This window comes from Nocardioides sp. (assembly GCF_036374615.1).
GTDB lineage: Bacteria > Actinomycetota > Actinomycetes > Propionibacteriales > Nocardioidaceae > Nocardioides.
Genome location: NZ_DASUTK010000076.1, coordinates 18,874 through 34,406, shown reverse-complemented (window position 1 = coordinate 34,406; position 15,533 = coordinate 18,874). Strand labels below are relative to the sequence as shown.

15 protein-coding genes are annotated in these 15,533 nt (G+C 70.8%); 5 read left to right on the top strand and 10 right to left on the bottom strand.

Features of this window, described 5'->3' with window-relative positions; genetic code table 11:
- The 5 genes from VFZ39_RS06270 to VFZ39_RS06250 form a co-directional block, all read right to left on the bottom strand.
- Window positions 1-213: GTP-binding protein (locus VFZ39_RS06270; RefSeq protein ID WP_329703920.1), on the bottom strand; the 213-nt coding region annotated here is incomplete at its 3' end.
- Window positions 214-289: 76 nt separating this feature from the next.
- Window positions 290-760 (bottom strand): 30S ribosomal protein S7, encoded by a 471-nt coding sequence (gene rpsG, locus VFZ39_RS06265; RefSeq protein WP_330864874.1) that lies wholly within the window; start codon window positions 758-760, stop codon window positions 290-292.
- Window position 761: 1 nt separating this feature from the next.
- Window positions 762-1,136, bottom strand: a complete 375-nt coding sequence (gene rpsL, locus VFZ39_RS06260) for a 30S ribosomal protein S12 (RefSeq protein ID WP_028636428.1) — start codon at window positions 1,134-1,136, stop codon at window positions 762-764.
- 256 nt (window positions 1,137-1,392) lie between these two features.
- Window positions 1,393-2,661, bottom strand: coding sequence for an MFS transporter (locus tag VFZ39_RS06255; protein ID WP_330864873.1), 1,269 nt, complete (start codon window positions 2,659-2,661; stop codon window positions 1,393-1,395).
- A complete protein-coding gene (locus VFZ39_RS06250) occupies window positions 2,658-3,107 on the bottom strand; it encodes a MarR family transcriptional regulator (protein ID WP_330864872.1) in 450 nt (149 codons plus the stop codon). Before VFZ39_RS06250 ends, VFZ39_RS06255 begins: the two co-directional genes overlap by 4 nt.
- 137 nt (window positions 3,108-3,244) lie before the next feature.
- On the opposite strand from VFZ39_RS06250, the gene VFZ39_RS06245 reads away from it, so the two are divergent.
- Window positions 3,245-3,784: a GrpB family protein gene (locus tag VFZ39_RS06245; RefSeq protein WP_330864871.1), complete on the top strand. Its 540-nt coding sequence runs from the start codon at window positions 3,245-3,247 to the stop codon at window positions 3,782-3,784.
- Here the strand turns inward: VFZ39_RS06245 and VFZ39_RS06240 are convergent.
- Window positions 3,777-5,201, bottom strand: a complete 1,425-nt coding sequence (locus VFZ39_RS06240; RefSeq protein ID WP_330864870.1) for an NCS2 family permease — start codon at window positions 5,199-5,201, stop codon at window positions 3,777-3,779. The two genes, VFZ39_RS06245 and VFZ39_RS06240, sit on opposite strands and share 8 nt — an antisense overlap.
- Before the next feature lie 90 nt (window positions 5,202-5,291).
- Here VFZ39_RS06240 and VFZ39_RS06235 point away from each other — a divergent pair, with 90 nt between their 5' ends.
- Both VFZ39_RS06235 and VFZ39_RS06230 read left to right on the top strand, forming a co-directional pair.
- Entirely contained in the window at window positions 5,292-5,585 is a 294-nt protein-coding gene (locus VFZ39_RS06235; protein ID WP_330864869.1) for a DUF2530 domain-containing protein, read from the top strand.
- On the top strand, window positions 5,582-6,184 hold the full coding sequence (locus VFZ39_RS06230) for a class I SAM-dependent methyltransferase (protein WP_330864868.1): 603 nt from the start codon (window positions 5,582-5,584) through the stop codon (window positions 6,182-6,184). The genes VFZ39_RS06235 and VFZ39_RS06230 overlap by 4 nt, the downstream gene beginning before the upstream one ends.
- 9 nt (window positions 6,185-6,193) lie before the next feature.
- Here VFZ39_RS06230 and VFZ39_RS06225 read toward each other — a convergent pair whose 3' ends face one another.
- On the bottom strand, window positions 6,194-6,979 hold the full coding sequence (locus VFZ39_RS06225) for a DUF3027 domain-containing protein (RefSeq protein ID WP_414690264.1): 786 nt from the start codon (window positions 6,977-6,979) through the stop codon (window positions 6,194-6,196).
- Between the two features lie 79 nt (window positions 6,980-7,058).
- On the opposite strand from VFZ39_RS06225, the gene VFZ39_RS06220 reads away from it, so the two are divergent.
- Window positions 7,059-8,513 carry an MFS transporter gene (locus VFZ39_RS06220; RefSeq protein ID WP_330864866.1) on the top strand — a complete coding sequence of 485 codons (1,455 nt, stop codon included), beginning with the start codon at window positions 7,059-7,061 and terminating at the stop codon, window positions 8,511-8,513.
- Between the two features lie 131 nt (window positions 8,514-8,644).
- On the opposite strand, the gene VFZ39_RS06215 is transcribed toward VFZ39_RS06220, so the two are convergent.
- On the bottom strand, window positions 8,645-9,040 hold the full coding sequence (locus VFZ39_RS06215) for a cold-shock protein (protein WP_330864865.1): 396 nt from the start codon (window positions 9,038-9,040) through the stop codon (window positions 8,645-8,647).
- A gap of 125 nt (window positions 9,041-9,165) precedes the next feature.
- Window positions 9,166-10,587, bottom strand: coding sequence for an ATP-dependent sacrificial sulfur transferase LarE (gene larE, locus VFZ39_RS06210; RefSeq protein WP_330864864.1), 1,422 nt, complete (start codon window positions 10,585-10,587; stop codon window positions 9,166-9,168).
- 111 nt (window positions 10,588-10,698) lie between these two features.
- On the opposite strand from larE, the gene VFZ39_RS06205 reads away from it, so the two are divergent.
- Entirely contained in the window at window positions 10,699-12,855 is a 2,157-nt protein-coding gene (locus VFZ39_RS06205; protein ID WP_330864863.1) for a S8 family serine peptidase, read from the top strand.
- Window positions 12,856-12,927: 72 nt separating this feature from the next.
- Here VFZ39_RS06205 and VFZ39_RS06200 read toward each other — a convergent pair whose 3' ends face one another.
- Window positions 12,928-15,330 carry an immune inhibitor A domain-containing protein gene (locus VFZ39_RS06200; protein ID WP_330864862.1) on the bottom strand — a complete coding sequence of 801 codons (2,403 nt, stop codon included), beginning with the start codon at window positions 15,328-15,330 and terminating at the stop codon, window positions 12,928-12,930.
- Window positions 15,331-15,533 lie beyond the last annotated feature (203 nt).

Sequence of the window (15,533 nt, the reverse complement as noted above, 5' to 3'; positions counted from 1 at the left end):
GGTGGTCGCGGCGGAGGTGATGGTGATGCCGCGCTCCTGCTCCTGCTCCATCCAGTCCATCGTGGCTGCGCCCTCGTGGACCTCACCGATCTTGTAGGTGATCCCGGTGTAGAAGAGGATGCGCTCGGTGGTGGTGGTCTTACCGGCGTCGATGTGCGCCATGATGCCGATGTTGCGAACCTTGTTGAGGTCCGTGGTGATGTCGACAGCCACTGTTGTCAGCGTTCCTTAGAAAGTCGTTCGGTGATCGGCGGAGGGCCGTCCTGTGGGGCCGCCCTTCCGCCGTACGTCACCAGCGGTAGTGGGCGAAGGCCTTGTTGGACTCGGCCATCTTGTGGGTGTCCTCGCGCTTCTTCACCGCGGCACCGAGGCCGTTGGAGGCGTCGAGAATCTCGTTCATGAGGCGCTCGGACATCGTCTTCTCGCGACGAGCGGCGGCGTAGCCCACAAGCCAGCGCAGCGCGAGCGTGGTGCCTCGAGTGCCCTTGACCTCGATCGGGACCTGGTAGGTCGCACCGCCGACGCGGCGGGACTTGACCTCGATGGCCGGCTTCACGTTGTCGAGCGCGCGCTTGAGAGTGACCACCGGGTCGGTGCCGGTCTTCTCACGGCAGCCCTCGAGAGCGGTGTAGACGATGCGCTGGGCGACCTGCTTCTTGCCGTCCTTGAGCACCTTGGAGACCAGCTGGGTCACCAGCTGGGACCCGTAGACCGGGTCGACGTCGATCGGCCGCTTCGGTGCGGGACCCTTACGCGGCATGTCAGCTCTTCTCCTTCTTCGCGCCGTACCGGCTGCGCGCCTGCTTGCGGTTCTTCACGCCCTGGGTGTCGAGCGTGCCGCGAATGATCTTGTAGCGGACTCCGGGCAGGTCCTTCACGCGGCCGCCGCGGACGAGCACGATCGAGTGCTCCTGCAGGTTGTGGCCGACACCCGGGATGTAGGCGGTAACCTCGACGCCGCTCGATAGGCGCACGCGGGCGACCTTGCGGAGGGCGGAGTTCGGCTTCTTGGGGGTGGTCGTGTAGACGCGGGTGCAGACCCCGCGGCGCTGCGGAGATCCCTTCAGGGCAGGCGTCTTGTTCTTCGACACCTTGTCCTGGCGGCCCTTGCGGACCAGCTGATTGATTGTGGGCACCTGGGTGGTTCCCTTTCCTTGCTTCTGTCACGGCCCGGCACGGTGCCGGGCACGGGGTGCTGCGTGTACTGCCTGTGCCTGTGAGTGAGCGCCGGTAGGAGTGGAACGGAGTCCGGGCGCGCGCAACGGTCTGGTCGTCCCAGACACGAGATTCGAGATTACTCGCCCCCCGGTCAGAGGGCAAAACCGCGAGCGCGGGCACCGAGCTTGCGAGGTGCCCGGAGAGCGAGCGGGTTGAGAAGCGTCGCTCACGGCGTCAGGCGGCCACCGGCACCGTGGCGTCGCCCGGCGCCTCGGCCGCCTGCACCACGCGTCGATGGTGGCGCAGGTAGAGCAGGCTGGCGAGGGAGACGCCGACGAAGGTGGCGATCCCACCGACGAGCAGCGTCCACCGGGCACCGGCCACCTCACCGACCCACCCGATGAACGGCGCGCCCAGCGGCGTACCGCCGATGAAGATCATCATGTACAACGCCATCACGCGACCTCGCATGCCGGCCTCGGTGTGGAGCTGCATGAACGTGTTGGCCGCCGTGATCATGGTGAGGGCGGCCAGCCCGAGGAGCGGCGTCATGAGGGCGAAGGTGAGGTACGTCGGCATCAGCCCCGCCGTGATCTCGACGACCGCGAACGACAGCGCCGCGCCCACCACGAGCCGGTGGCGCACGCGCACGCGGCGTGCCGCGACGAGCGAGCCGGTGAGGGAGCCGACCGCGAGGAACGTCCCCAGCAGGCCGTACTCGGAGGCGCCCTTGTCGAACACCTCGGTCGCCATCAGCGCAGAGGTCATCTGGAAGTTCAGCCCGAACGTGCCGGTGAAGAACACGATGGCGAGGATCAGGAGCAGGTCGGGGCGACCCAGCACGTACTGGACCCCGGCCCGGATCTGCCCCGGCTCGCGGCGCATCGGCGCCGGGCTGTCCAGGCGGGCGACGTCGAGCGAGCGGAGCGTCATGATCGGTGCGATGTAGCTGAACGCATTGATGAGGATCACCCAGCCGGTGGCGACCACCCCGCCGCCGAGTGCGGCGATCAGCACTCCGGCCACGGCCGGGCCGACGAGGCGAGCGGCGTTGAAGCTGGCGGAGTTCAGACCCACGGCGTTGGTGAGGTCGTCGGCGTCGACGATCTCGGACACGAAGCTCTGGCGGGCCGGTGCGTCGAAGGCCGACGCGACGCCCAGCGCCACGGCGAGCACGTAGACGTGCCAGATCTCGGCCGTCCCGGTCACGGCCAGCACGCCCAGCAGCAGCGCCGGCACGGCCATGCCGACGTTGGTGAGCTGGAGCAGGCGACGCTTCGGGATCCGGTCGGCCACCAGCCCGGCGAACGGCGAGAGCAGCAGGAACGGCAGGAACTGCAGTCCGGTCGTGATGCCCAGCGCGGCGGCGCTGTTGGCGGTCAGCTGCAGGACCAGCCAGTCCTGGGCGACGCGCTGCATCCAGGTGCCGGTGTTGGACACAACACCACCGGCGGCGTACCGCCGGTAGTTGGCGTTGCGGAGCGAGCGGAACGTGGGACTCAAGTGGTGGAGAGCCTTTCCAGGATCGGGGCCGCCTCGCGAAGGACGGCGCGCTCGGACGGGGTCAGCTCGGCCAGTCGACGGGCCAGCCAGGCGTCACGGCTGCGGCGGTCGGCCGCCAAGGTGCTCCTGCCGGTGGCGGTGAGGGAGACGACGACCTGGCGACCGTCGGTCTCGTGCGCACGACGGACGACGTACCCGCTTTCCTCCAAGCACGTCACCGTGCGGGTCATCGACGGCGGCTGCACCATCTCGAGCGTGGCCAGCTCCCCGATCGTGAGGTCGCCGTTGCGGTGCAGCGACCCCAGGACCGCCATCGCAGTGAGGCTGAGGTCGTTGTCGGGGTGCCGCTCGGCCGCGAGCCGGCGACGGAGCCGCATCACCGACAGCCGGAGCTCGGAAGCCAGGCCGGCCGACGTGCGCACCGTCTTCTCTACCGTGGGAGCCATATCGTTAGCCTAACTCATTACCCGTGCTAAGTATTCCGAAGTTCCACCGCCGCCGAGGTCTCGGCACGCCCATCGACGCAGGCGGGGTGACCGGGTCCCATCTGCGCGTCTGCGCAAGCTCGGCCTACCATCGCGGCGTGGTGGAAAGACTGCAGCCAGCCGACCCCGGCCACTTCGTGGTCCTGGTCGAGTACGACGCCGCGTGGCCGGAGCGCTACGCCGAGCACGAGTCGCGGATCCGCTCCGCTCTGGGCGATCGCGCGGTCGAGGTGCACCACGCAGGATCGACGTCGGTGCCCGGCCTGGCCGCGAAGAACGTCATCGACGTGATCCTCGTCGTGCCGGACCCGACCGACGAGGCGGCGTACGTGCCGTCACTCGAGGAGGCGGGTTACGTGTTCCACCTGCGAGAGCGCGACTGGCACGAGCATCGGCTGTTCAAGGAGCAGCAGCAGTCGCCGCGGGTGAACCTGCACGTGTTCGGACCCGACTGCGAGGAGGTACGACGGATGCTCGCCTTCCGCGACCACCTGCGGTCCGACCCGACCGACCGCGCCCTCTATGAGCGGACGAAGCGCGAGCTCGCGACCCAGACCTGGGAGCGCGTGCAGGACTACGCGGACGCCAAGACCGACGTCGTCACCGAGATCCTGCGGCGCGCGCTGGAGATCAGGTGAGCCAGCCGGTGATCGGCTCGATCGCGAAGTAGACCACGAACAGGGCCGCCACCACCCACATGAGCGGGTGGATGACAGCCGCCTTGCCGCGGACGACCTTGAGGAGCACGAAGGCGATGAAGCCGGCTCCGATGCCGACCGAGATCGAGTAGGTGAAGGGCATCAGCACGATGGTCAGGAACGCCGGGATCCCGATCTCGGCGTCGTCCCAGTCGATCCCCTTGACCTGCTGCATCATCAGGAAGCCGACCAGGACCAGCGCGGGCACCGCCGCCTCGCTCGGGATGACGTTGACGAGCGGGGAGAAGAACATCGTCAGCAGGAAGAGCAGGCCGGTCACGATGCTGGCCAGCCCGGTGCGCGCGCCGTCGGCGACGCCGCTGGCGGACTCGATGTAGGACGTGTTGCTGGAGACCGAGGCGGCGCCACCCGCGGCCGCGGCGATCGAGTCGACGACGAGGATCCGGCGGCTGTCCGGGGGGTTGCCCTCCTCGTCCAGCAGCCCGGCCTCCGCGCCGACGGCGGTCATGGTGCCGAGCGTGTCGAAGAAGTCGGCCAGCAGCAGCGTGAAGACGAAGAGAGCAGCCACGACGATCCCGGCGTTCTCCCAGGAGCCGAGCAGGCTGAACTCGCCGAGCAGCTGGAAGTCGGGCTTCCCGACGATGTCGGACGGGAGCTCCGGCACGTTCAGCGCCCAGCCGGTCGGGTTGACGCCGTCGGGCGTGAACGTGGGTCCGATCTCGGCGACCGCCTCGACGATGATCGCGAGGACGGTCGTCACCACGATCGAGATCAGGATCGCACCCCGCACCTTGAGCGTGAACAGCGCCAGGAGCAGCAGCAGGCCGAAGCAGAAGACGGCGACCGGCCACCCCTCGAGGAAGCCCTCGGGGCCGAGCACGACCGGCACCGGTCCGGCGCCGGTACGACGCACGAACCCGGCGTCGACGAGGCCGATGATCGTCAGGAACAACCCGATCCCGACCGAGATCGCGATCTTCAGCTGCGCCGGCACCGCCTTGAACACGGCCTCTCGGAAACCGGTGAGGACCAGCACCAGGATGATCAGACCCTCGATCACGACCAGGCCCATCGCATCGGCCCACGTCATCTGACTCGCGATCGAGTAGGTGACGAAGGCGTTGAGGCCGAGACCGGCCGCTAGCGCGAGCGGGTAGTTCGCGACCGCTCCCATCAGGATGGTGAGGACGCCGGCGGCCAGCGCGGTCGCCGCGCTGATCGCCGCGAAGTCACCGCCCGCGAGCTGGTCACCGTTCTGGTCGACACCACCCAGCAGGATGATCGGGTTGAGGACCACGATGTAGGCCATCGTGAGGAACGTGACCACCCCGCCGCGAACCTCGCGACCGATGGTGGAGCCACGCCCCGAGATCTGGAAGTAGCTGTCGAGGCTCACAGACGCGCAGTCTGGCAGAGCGGAACCCGACCGGGAAGCGGGACGCGCCCGCCCGGCATGCCGCCGGGGTGGCCCGGATATCGTGGAGGCGTGGAGCTCCGCGACGACCAGCCGATGCGGCACGAGATCGGCAACCGCACCTTCATCGTGGCCGACGTGGAGCCGCTCGACGTCGACGGCGTTCGCACGGTCGAGATCGGCTCGCTGATCTGGTTGATCGGGTTCGTGGCGCTGCTGCCCTTCTACGCGGAGCTCGAGGAGAACGGCCGCCTCTGGTGGCTGTGGACGTGCCTGGCGGGCTGCGGGTTGGGCCTGTTCGGGCTCGAGTACTGCCGCCGCCGGCGCAAGGCTCGTGCCGAGCGGGACGCCCCCAAGGCGCGATGAGCGACCTGCCTCCCACCCGGTGGGAGCTGGCGGGGCCACCGACCCGGGGGTACGGCGAGTGCTTCGGTCGGCTGGTCGAGGAGGGTCAGGACGTCGACGGTGAGGCACGCTTCGTCGACGCGCTCGCCCCTCGCGCGGCACGGATCCTCGACGTGGGCTCGGGGATGGGACGCGTCGCCGACGCGCTCCGTCGCCGTGGCCACCAGGTCGTCGCCACCGAGCCGGACCCGGAGCTGCGCGAGCAGTCGCGCCGTACCTATCCCGAGCTCGAGGTGCTGCCGCACCAGGCGCTCGCGCTGGAGCCGGCGGAGCTGGGTGGCTTCGACGTGATCGTGGTCGTCGGCAACGTCATGGTGTACGTCGGGGAGTCGACCGAGCGCGCCGTCCTCACGCGGCTGCGGGAGCTGCTGTCACCCGGCGGACGGATCGTCGTCGGCTTCCACCTCGACGGCAACCGGAGCGGCAGCCGGGCTTACCCGGCCGAGGAGTTCGTGGCCGACGTCGCCGCGAGCGGACTCACGGTGCAGCACCGGTTCGGTACCTACGAGCTCCACCCGCCCGACGACGAGTACGCCGTGTGGGTGCTGACTGCGGGCTGAGCCGCTGGGTCAGAGCACCTCGAGCTCGTCGGCGCCGAGCGTGTCGTAGACGTGCCCGGGCACCGGCTGCGGCTCGTGCCGCTTGGCGAGCTGTACCTCGGAATGCGCACCACAGCCGTGGTCGAACGACACGACCCGACCGTCGTCGTTGGCGTCGCCGTTCGCGCACACGCCGAACATCTCCGCGAGCGGTCCCGCGAGCCGCACCAAGAAGCCGCACGTGGAGCACACGTCGGGTGCCGACAGGGCCAGCGGAGCGCTCGGCCCGGCGTCGCCCTCGTACCAGCGCTGGGCCGCGAGGTCGCGCCCCTCCATCGACAGGGTGCGGACGCGGCCGAGCCCGAGGTCCCGAGCCACCTGGCGCACCTGCGCCTTCTCGTCGGCGTCGAGCGGGTCGTCGCCGAAGGAGTAGGTCGGCACCAGGCGCGGGTCGTCCTCCTCGACCGGCAGCAGGTCACCGGGGGACAGGTCGCCCGGCTTCACGCGCTCCCGGTACGGGACCCACGCGGGCGCGACGATCGCCTCGTCGCCGGGCACCAGCACGACCTCGTCGACCGTCACCGTCTTCTGACGGGACGCGCGGGCCACCGTCACCGACCAGTGCCAGCCGACGTAGCCGCGGCGCGTGCACGCGAACAGGTGGGTGACGATCCGGTCCCCCTCGACGACGTGGCCGAGGTGCGCGCCGACGTCAGCGGCGTCGACGTCCTCCAGCAGCGCGGAGCGCGCCGTCTCGACGGCCGCCACGGCGACGGCGTCCGGCTTGCTGCGCAGCGTCGGGGTCACGAGGCGCATCATGACAAATCGCGACGTTCGCTGTCAGGTCGGGGCGCCGAACGACACCATTTCGGGACCATTGTGCAGGATGGACGACATGACCGAGCGCGGACCCGATGCCCGCCCGGCGTCCGAGGGCGAGACCGGGCCGGGGGGCGACTCCACCGCGTCCGGAGCCAACCGGGCGAGGTCACTCGGCCACGGGCTGAAGGTCGGCGCACGGGCCACGGGTCGGGGCGTCGCCGGCGCGGCGCGGATGACCGGCCGCTTCGGCGGGTTCGCCGGCCGCACCGCCCGCCGGGCCTCGGAGGCCGAGGGCGCGGGTGAGTCCGGCCTCGCGCGCCTGATCCAGATGCACTTCTTCAACACCGCGGGCGACTCGGCGGTCGCGATCTCGCTGGCCGGCTCGCTCTTCTTCCAGGTCCCCTCCGGCGAGGCGCGCGGCCAGGTCGCGTTGTTCTTGGGGCTGACGATGCTGCCGTTCGCGATCGTCGCGCCGCTGATCGGACCCTTCCTCGACCGCTTCGCGCACGGCCGCCGCTGGGCGATCGGCGTGACCATGGCGCTCCGGGCCTTCCTGTGCTGGGGACTGGCGACGACGGTGACCGACGACTCTCCCTGGGTGTTCGCAACCGCGCTCGGCGTACTCGTCTCCTCCAAGGCGTACGGCGTGACGCGAGCCGCGGCCGTTCCGCGCCTGCTCCCGCGCGACTTCACGCTGGTGCGCGCCAACGGCCGCGTGTCGATGGCCGGCACGGTGGGGGCCGCCGTCTCGGCCCCGATCGCCGGCCTGCTGTCCGTGATCGGCCCCGAGTGGTCGCTGCGCTACGCCTTCGCGCTGTTCGTGGTCGCGACCGTCTGCGCGATCCGGCTCCCCGAGAAGGTCGACTCCTCGGTCGGCGAGGACGAGCTGATCCTGCGCGGCTCGGACGCCTCGACCAACCGTCGGGGTCGCGCCAAGCTGCGGATCCCCCCGGCCGTGGCTTTCGCGTTGCGGGCCAACTGCGGACCTCGCTGGCTGTCCGGGTTCCTGATCATGTTCATGGCGTTCCTGCTGCGGGAGAACCCACCGGACTCCGACCTGAGCACCGAGCTCCTGGTCGGCCTGATCGTCGGCGCGGCCGGGGCCGGCAACGCGCTCGGCATCCTGCTGGCGTCGCTCTTGAAGCGGATCAACCCACAGATCACCGTGGTGCTGGCGCTGGTGGCCGGGGCGGCCGTGACGCTCGTCGCCACGCTCTTCTACGGCGTGCTGCCGCTGGTCCTGCTCGGCCTCACCGCCGGCCTGGGTCAGTCGCTGGCGAAGTTCTGCCTCGACGCGACGATCCAGCGCGACGTACCCACCCGGGTGCAGGCGAGTGCCTTCGCCCGCAGCGACACCACGCTCCAGCTGGCGTGGGTGATCGGCGGCTTCGTCGGCATCGCGATGCCGTTGGATCCGGCGCGGCTCGGACTCGGAGTAGCGGTCGCCGTCCTCACGGCCTGGGCCGGTTTCGTGCTGGCGACGCGGCCCCATAGACCGGCGGCAGTGCCGGCACGCGCCCCCGGCTGACCGCCTGGCTCTCGACCCGGCGCTGCCGAACTGTCGACCAAGTCGGATCACTTGGGCACAGACGGCAACGGAGCACGGCGTGTCGTCGCCGTTTGCGCACAAACGGCAGCATCGCCCATCCGCGGCCGGATTCAGCCGTCCAGCTCGTCGGCCAGCGCGCGCAGCAGCTTCGCCGTGGGCCGGGCGGTCTTGCCCTCGGGGTGCCGGCCGCGGCGATAGGTCTCTCCGAGGTCGTCGAGCAGCCGGATCGTGTCCTCCACGATCGTCACCATCTCCTCCGGCGGCTTGCGACGCGCGTGGGCCTGGTTCCGCTGGACCGACGGCGGAGCGTCGAGCAGCCGCACCTGGAGCGCCTGGTCACCACGCCGGCCCTGGACGATCCCGAACTCGACGCGGGCACCGTTCTTGAGGGTCGTCACTCCCTCGGGCAGCGCATCGGCATGCACGTAGACGTCGGGGCCGTCCTGCTGGGACAGGAAACCGAAACCCTTCGCGGGGTCGAACCACTTCACCTTGCCGGTCGGCACGAGAGAGACCTTCCACTCATCATCACGAGTGCCGCGACCTATCGTCGCGGCACCTTCCAAGGGTAGGCGGCGCCCCACAACCCGGCCAACCGGGTATCGGCCGCCGGCAGCCGCCGCGGCGCTGCTCAGAGCAGGTCGTTGAGGGACCCGGACCGGAACCCCCGAGGATCGAGCTCGGCCCGCTCGAACCCCGCTGCTCGTACGCTCTCGAGCAATGACTCGGCGACCTCGTCGGCCAACGGAAGCAACGCGGCGTCGAGCTCGACCGACGCCCGATCACCACGGTCGCGCACCCGCAGGTTCGTGAGGGGTACGCCGAGCTCGGCCGCTCGGTCTCGGACCGCTGCCTCGGCCCGCTCCACGCGGGCCAGCCGGTGCGGCGTCACCTCGAGCCCGTAGGCGATCCGCGACGACAGGCACGCCGCCTGTGGCTTGTCCCACGTCGGCAACGCCCAGCGCCGCGATGCCTCGCGGATCTGCTGCTTGGTGAGGCCGGCGTCGGCCAGCGGGGTGATCGCGTCGCGCTCGTCGGCGGCCCGGATCCCCGGCCGGAAGCCGGCCACCATGTCGTCGGCGTTCGTGCCGGTCGCGACGTACCTCAGCCCGTGCTCGCGCGCCAGCGGTGTGAGAACGTCGAGGAGCTCTGCCTTGCAGAAGAAGCACCGGTCGCCGGCGTTGGCGCGGTACCCCTCGCGCTCCATCTCGTGGGTCCGAGGGGTCAGCACCGCCACGCCGAGCGACTCGGCGAACCGGCGCGCGGGGTCGCGCTCCGCCCGGGGCAGCGAGTCGGAGTAGCCGGTGGCGGCCACCACCCGCTGCGGCCCCAGCGCTCGGACGGCGGCCGCGAGCAGAAACGCGCTGTCCGCGCCTCCGCTGTAGGCGACCATCAGGGACTCACGCCGTTCGAGGTCGGCGGTCAACGACGCGAGGCGGGACTCGAGCAGGTGGTCTGCGAACCAGCCCGGGAACTGGGTCAGGTCGTCGAGCAGCACGTCGGTCCCGGCCGCGAGCAGCTCCTGCCGGGTGCTGCCACCGGTCAGGACCGAGACGCTCAGGGCGCCGGCTGCGCGGGCGCCCTCGACGTCGTGGACGTGGTCACCGACGTAGACGGAGCATCCCTCCCGGCGCAGCACGTCGCCCTTGCCGCTGCCCCACACCTCGCCGGCGAGCTCGTCGTGCGCGACCTCGAGGTGCTGGAGGTGGAGGCGTGCGTTGGGCGTGTACTTGCCGGTGACGACCACGACCCGGCCGCCGGCGGCGCGGACCGCGTCCAGCGCTTCAGCGGCGCCCGGCAGCAGCAGGGTGGGCGTGATCGCGTGGGCGGGGTAGAGCTCGCGGAAACGGTCGACCGCGGGCCCGACGGCGTCAGCGGCGAGATGTGGGCCGATCAGGTGGTCGAGTGGCGGACCGAGACGTGCCGTCACCTCCTCCACCGGGAAGGCGACGTCGAGCTCGGTGCCGAGCGCGCGCAACGTGGCGCCGAAGCCGGGACCGGTGTCGATGAGGGTCATGTCGAGGTCGAACCCGACCGACAACGGCGCGGACATGGACCCAGCCTAGGACCCGCCCCACGACCGTCGATCCGGGTGTTCGCTGCACTCCGGGTTGCCAGGTGGGGGAGACTGGTCGTTTGTCGACGCACGGGACAGCGGGGACGGGTGAGAACGGTGGTACGACGCAGCGGCGCCAGGGATGCCGTGCGGCTTGCCGTGACCCTGGTTGCCGGCCTCGCGCTGGCCCTACCGCTGGCTGCCCTCCCAACAGGCGCCACGCACACCGTCCAGGCGGCCACGACCTCGCAGGCGGAGGACGAGCGGTTGTACGTCGTCACGTTCGCGGGCCCGGGCACCGCCGGCTACCGCGGGCCGCTGACACGAAGCGCCTACCGGGCGCGGCTGACCGGCCATCAGAACGCTGCACTGAGCGCGGTCGACGCGCCCGCTCCGGTCTACCGGTGGACGACCGCCCTCAGCGGCGCCGCGGTCGAGCTCGCTCCCTCGCAGGCCGCTCGGCTGGCAGGGCAGGCTCGGGTCGCGTCTGTCGGGGAGAACCAGGTCCGCCGTCTGACCACCACCGCGGCAGCGCCGAGCTCCACCGTCGCACCACGGTCCGGCCGCGGCGGCCGGGGCGTGGTCGTCGGCGTCGTCGACACCGGCGTGTGGCCGGAGAGTCCAGTGTTCGCGGACTCCCCCGCCCTCGGTCCGACCCCTCGCGGCCCAGGGTTCGCGGGGACCTGCCGACCCGGCGAGGACTGGTCCGTCCGCACCTGCAACGCCAAGCTCGTGGCCGCCTCCTGGTTCGTGAAGGGTTACGGCGAGAGCTCGATCGCCGCCGACGAGCCGCTGTCGGCACGGGACGTCCGCGGCCACGGCACGCAGCTGGCCTCGATCGCCGTGGGCAACGCCGAGGTCGACGTCGCCCTGCCTGGCCTGCGCACCACGTTCAGCGGCGTCGCGCCCGAGGCCCGGCTCGCGGCGTACAAGGCCTGCTGGAGCGCACCCGACCCCGATGACGACGGCTGCGCGACCGCCGATCTCGTGGCCGCGGTCGACCGCGCGACGCGGGACGGGGTCGACGTCTTGAGCCTGGGCCTGGGAGACGCCGCCGGCACCGACGCGGTCGACCGCGCACTGCTCGGCGCGGCGGAGTCCGGCATCGTGGTCGTGGCCGCTGCGGGCAACGACGGTGACCGCGAGTTCGCCGGCCACGACAGCCCGTGGATCACGACCGTGGGCGGTCTCCGACGCTCGACCCGCACGGGCGCGGTCGAGGTGTCCGGCGCCCGGCTGCGCGGCGCGATGACCTCGCGCACGCCGGTGCGTGCCCGGATCGTCATCGGCCACGACGTACCGGCCCCGGGCTCGGGTGCTACGGCGGCTTCGGTCTGCCGTCCGGGCAGCCTCGACGCGGCTCGCGTGGCGGATCGGATCGTCGTGTGCCGCCGCGGCCTGATCGGCCGGGTCGAGAAGTCAGCAGCCGTCGCCCGTGCCGGAGGCGTCGGGATGGTGCTGATGAACACGCGTGCCGGCTCGGTCGCGCAGGACGTCCACTCGGTCCCGACCGTCCACCTCAACCTCGGGGCCGCCCGAAGCCTGCGGCGCCGACTGGCCGATCTGGACCACCCGCGCGTGACGCTCCGACCGGATCGCGCGCCCGCGCCGCGGCTGCGCGTCGCCACCTGGTCCTCAGCAGGCGACCCCGGCGCGATCCTCGTCAAGCCCGACCTGGTCGCACCCGCGACCGGGGTGCTCGCCGCGTCGCCGCCGACGGCCGGGCGTCCCTGGGCCCTGGCCTCCGGCACGTCCGCTGCCTCGGCCTGGACCAGCGGTGCCGCCGCGGTACTGCTGGCGCGCCGCGACTGGTCGGAGGCGGCGGTCCGGTCGGCGCTCGTCGGCACCGCCTCGCCGCTTCCCGGCTCGGTGCTGCGCACCGGGGCCGGCGCACCCACCCTCCGCCGCGCGCTGCGAGCCAGGCTGGCCCACGAAGTGCCGAACGGCGCGTACCGCGCCTGGCTGGTCGGCGCCCGCGACGACGTCAACGCGCCGTCGCTGCTGGCACGCGGAAGCACGACGCTCACCCGCCGGGTCACCAACCTCGACCGCCGTACCGGCACCTGGACGGTGTCGGTCGCCGGCATCGAGCGGTATCCCGTGTCGGTCTCACCGGCCTCGCTGACGCTGCGACCTGGCCAGTCGGCGATCTACCGGGTCACGGTGGGGGAAGGCTCGCTGGTCGGCGGGCTGGACGACGGCGCCATCGTGTGGAGCGGTGACCGCGGCGACGTGGTCCGGGTCCCGCTCGCGATCACCCGCTGACCTTCCGCAGACGCGACCGGGCCCCGGAGACCAGGTCTCCGGGGCCCGCCCACGTTGCTGCAGTGCTGGACGTCAGCCCGAGGTGCCGACCCGGATCGTCACGACCCCGGTCTTCTTGTTCACCTTCACCACCCGGATGGTGGTGCCGGTCTTCGGCACGTCGACGCTGTACCAACCGGGCTGGTAGCGACCCTCGTGCTCACCCGTGGAGTGCTCGTCGGAGTCGAACCACCAGTCCTCGAGGTCGTCGAACAACGGCTGCGCGGCACGACCGCGGAGCGTGTACTTGACGCCGCCGTGGTGCAGCGACTGCGTCTTGGTGCGCGCCAGTCCGAACGCCGAGTCACGCGAGGCGATCCGCGGCCGGAGCAAGGTGCCGTCCGGCGCGTGGTCGAACACGGGGTGGGCGTCGACCGGCAGCACCAGGCCGCTGCCCGGGTGGTCGCCGACGTTGTTGTCGGACACCGAGCTGTCCCAGTAGCTGATCAGCGCGCCCGGGTCGTAGCGGAACCAGTCGACCCAGTCGGGCCGGTCTGCGTAGCCGGCGAAGTTGTAGAGGTGGTTCAGCGTCTTGTCCAGGTTGACGTACTGCCGGTTCTGGACCATGTAGGCGTTGAGGTACTCGACCTCCTCGCTGCCGGTCGTGATCCGGAACCCGTCGAACTCCCAGCCCTCGTCGGTCTCGGCGGTCCCGATCTCGGTCCCACTGAGGGTGACGTTGTCGACCTGGAAGCCCGGCTCGACGGCCGCGCCGTCGGTCCGGTACCTGAACCGCAGCGCGTTGGTGTCGTCCGGCACCGTTGCGGTCAGGTCGGTCCAGCCACCGGTCGAGCCGGTCAGGCCGGCGCCGGAGTTGTTGAACCCGCTCTGGTTGTGCCCCGGATGCGTGGCGTCAGAATCGGACAGGTTCGTCATGACCGGCGTCCACGTGGTGCCACCGTCGCTCGAAGCCTCCAGGAACGCGTAGTCCCACTCGGCCTCGATCTCGTAGTTGACCTTCGCGGTCAGCGCCCCGCCGCCGGCAACCTCGACGCCCATGGTGTTGTCGAGGTCGTTGCCGGAGTCGCTGTAGAAGTACGACGAGCCACAGGTGTCGCACGGCGCGCCGAGCTCGAGCGGAACCACCTTGTTCGGCAGCAGCACGATGGTTCCCTCGGCGGTGGCCGACGTGTCCGCCGACTGGGCCGGCCGGATCGTGAACGTGCCGGTGTCGCCGGAGTGGATGAGGTCGTAGTCGAGCCAGCCGAGCTGGAACTTGTCCCAGGCGCCCATCGGCATCGGCTGGTCACCGATCCCGTCGTCCTTCGGCAACGTGCCACGCGACTGAGACATCAGCGACCAGAACCCGACGCTGTTCTCGGCGCCACCGGTGTTGCCGGAGGTGTCGTACAGGTCGGGCAGGTCGAGGTCGTGGGCGAACTCGTGTGCGAAGACGCTGAGCCCACCGTTCTCGGGCTGGATCGTGTAGTCGTTGACCCAGACGCCGGTTCGGTTGCTAGGGACTGTCACGTTCGCACCGCCCGGATCGGACACGCCACCCATGCCCACCTCGACGCCGCCGATCTGCGCGCCGCCCACGGGGCCGGTGCCGGCGGGCTCGATCTGGGCGTTCCAGCGGTGGCTCCAGATGGCGTCGTCGCCGTAGATCGGGTCGCCGTCTGCGGCGTCCTGGCCGGCGTGGACGATCTGGAAGTGGTCGATGTAGCCGTCCGGCTCCTTGAAGTTGCCGTCATCGTCGAAGTCGTACCGGTCGAGCTCGTCGAAGGTCCTCAGGTAGTCAGTCGTCTGCTGCAAGGTCCAACCGGCCGCCAGCTTCGCCTCGACCCAGTAGGCCAACGCATCGCGGACGAGGAACCACGTGTTGTTGCAGGCCACGCCACCGCAGTAGTCCCGGCCGTACCTGGCCTCGTTGAACGGGACCTTCACCCACTCGGTGACGGTGCCGTCGATGCTGTACCTGCCACTCGACTCGTTCTCGTAGAACTTCCGCATCCGGTTGAAGTACATGTCCTGATAGTGCGAAGGGCCGTAGTTCGCCTGCCACAGCGTGGAGTTGTCCTTCTTGCGGTTCGGCTTCGGGATCGCGTTGTGCACGGGCCCGTCGAACGTGGTCGCGTTCGAGTCGCCGTCCGGGAACGCGGAGTGCGTCGTGTCACCGAACTCAGCGAGGACCACGAAGATCTTCTCGGTACCGGTGGTGGCGACCTTGCCGAAGACGCCACGACTCAGCTTCTCCGAGGCGCCCTTCCCGCCGGTGCGCAACCGCTGCTCGATCGCAGCCTTGCGGACGTCGTCGTAGCGCTTCTTCCAGGCGGGTGGCTCCAGCGAGTCGCCACGGGCGGGGTTCTCACCCGGTGCGGCTGCGGGTGCCGTGACCGGGGCGGGAGAGGCCCCGACCTGGCCTGCAGTGAGGGGCAGGATCGCTGCCCCGACGAGTGAGGCGGTCGCGAGCGCGACCAGCCGGTTGCTTCTCAAGAGAGTTCCTCCCTGTGACCTGCCGACGTCCTCGTGACGTCGCGCGAGGCGTGCCCGAGAGACCCAGGTCAGGGTGAACGGCGGGGCTCCCGAGCGCCACCGGCAACAGCCGACCGCGCGGACCCCGTCGGGGGAAGAGCCGACGAGCATCGTTACCAGACCGTTACCGACACCTGGGGTGAGTGAAGACGGGACCGGGCCCC

Coding starts and splice junctions, on each gene's coding strand:
- VFZ39_RS06220 (WP_330864866.1), top strand. CDS start 7,059: ATGACCGAGCGCGGACCCGATGCCCGCCCGGCGTCCGAGGGCGAGACC.
- rpsG (WP_330864874.1), bottom strand. CDS start 760: ATGCCGCGTAAGGGTCCCGCACCGAAGCGGCCGATCGACGTCGACCCG.
- VFZ39_RS06225 (WP_414690264.1), bottom strand. CDS start 6,979: ATGCGCCTCGTGACCCCGACGCTGCGCAGCAAGCCGGACGCCGTCGCC.
- VFZ39_RS06230 (WP_330864868.1), top strand. CDS start 5,582: ATGAGCGACCTGCCTCCCACCCGGTGGGAGCTGGCGGGGCCACCGACC.
- larE (WP_330864864.1), bottom strand. CDS start 10,587: ATGTCCGCGCCGTTGTCGGTCGGGTTCGACCTCGACATGACCCTCATC.
- VFZ39_RS06250 (WP_330864872.1), bottom strand. CDS start 3,107: ATGGCTCCCACGGTAGAGAAGACGGTGCGCACGTCGGCCGGCCTGGCT.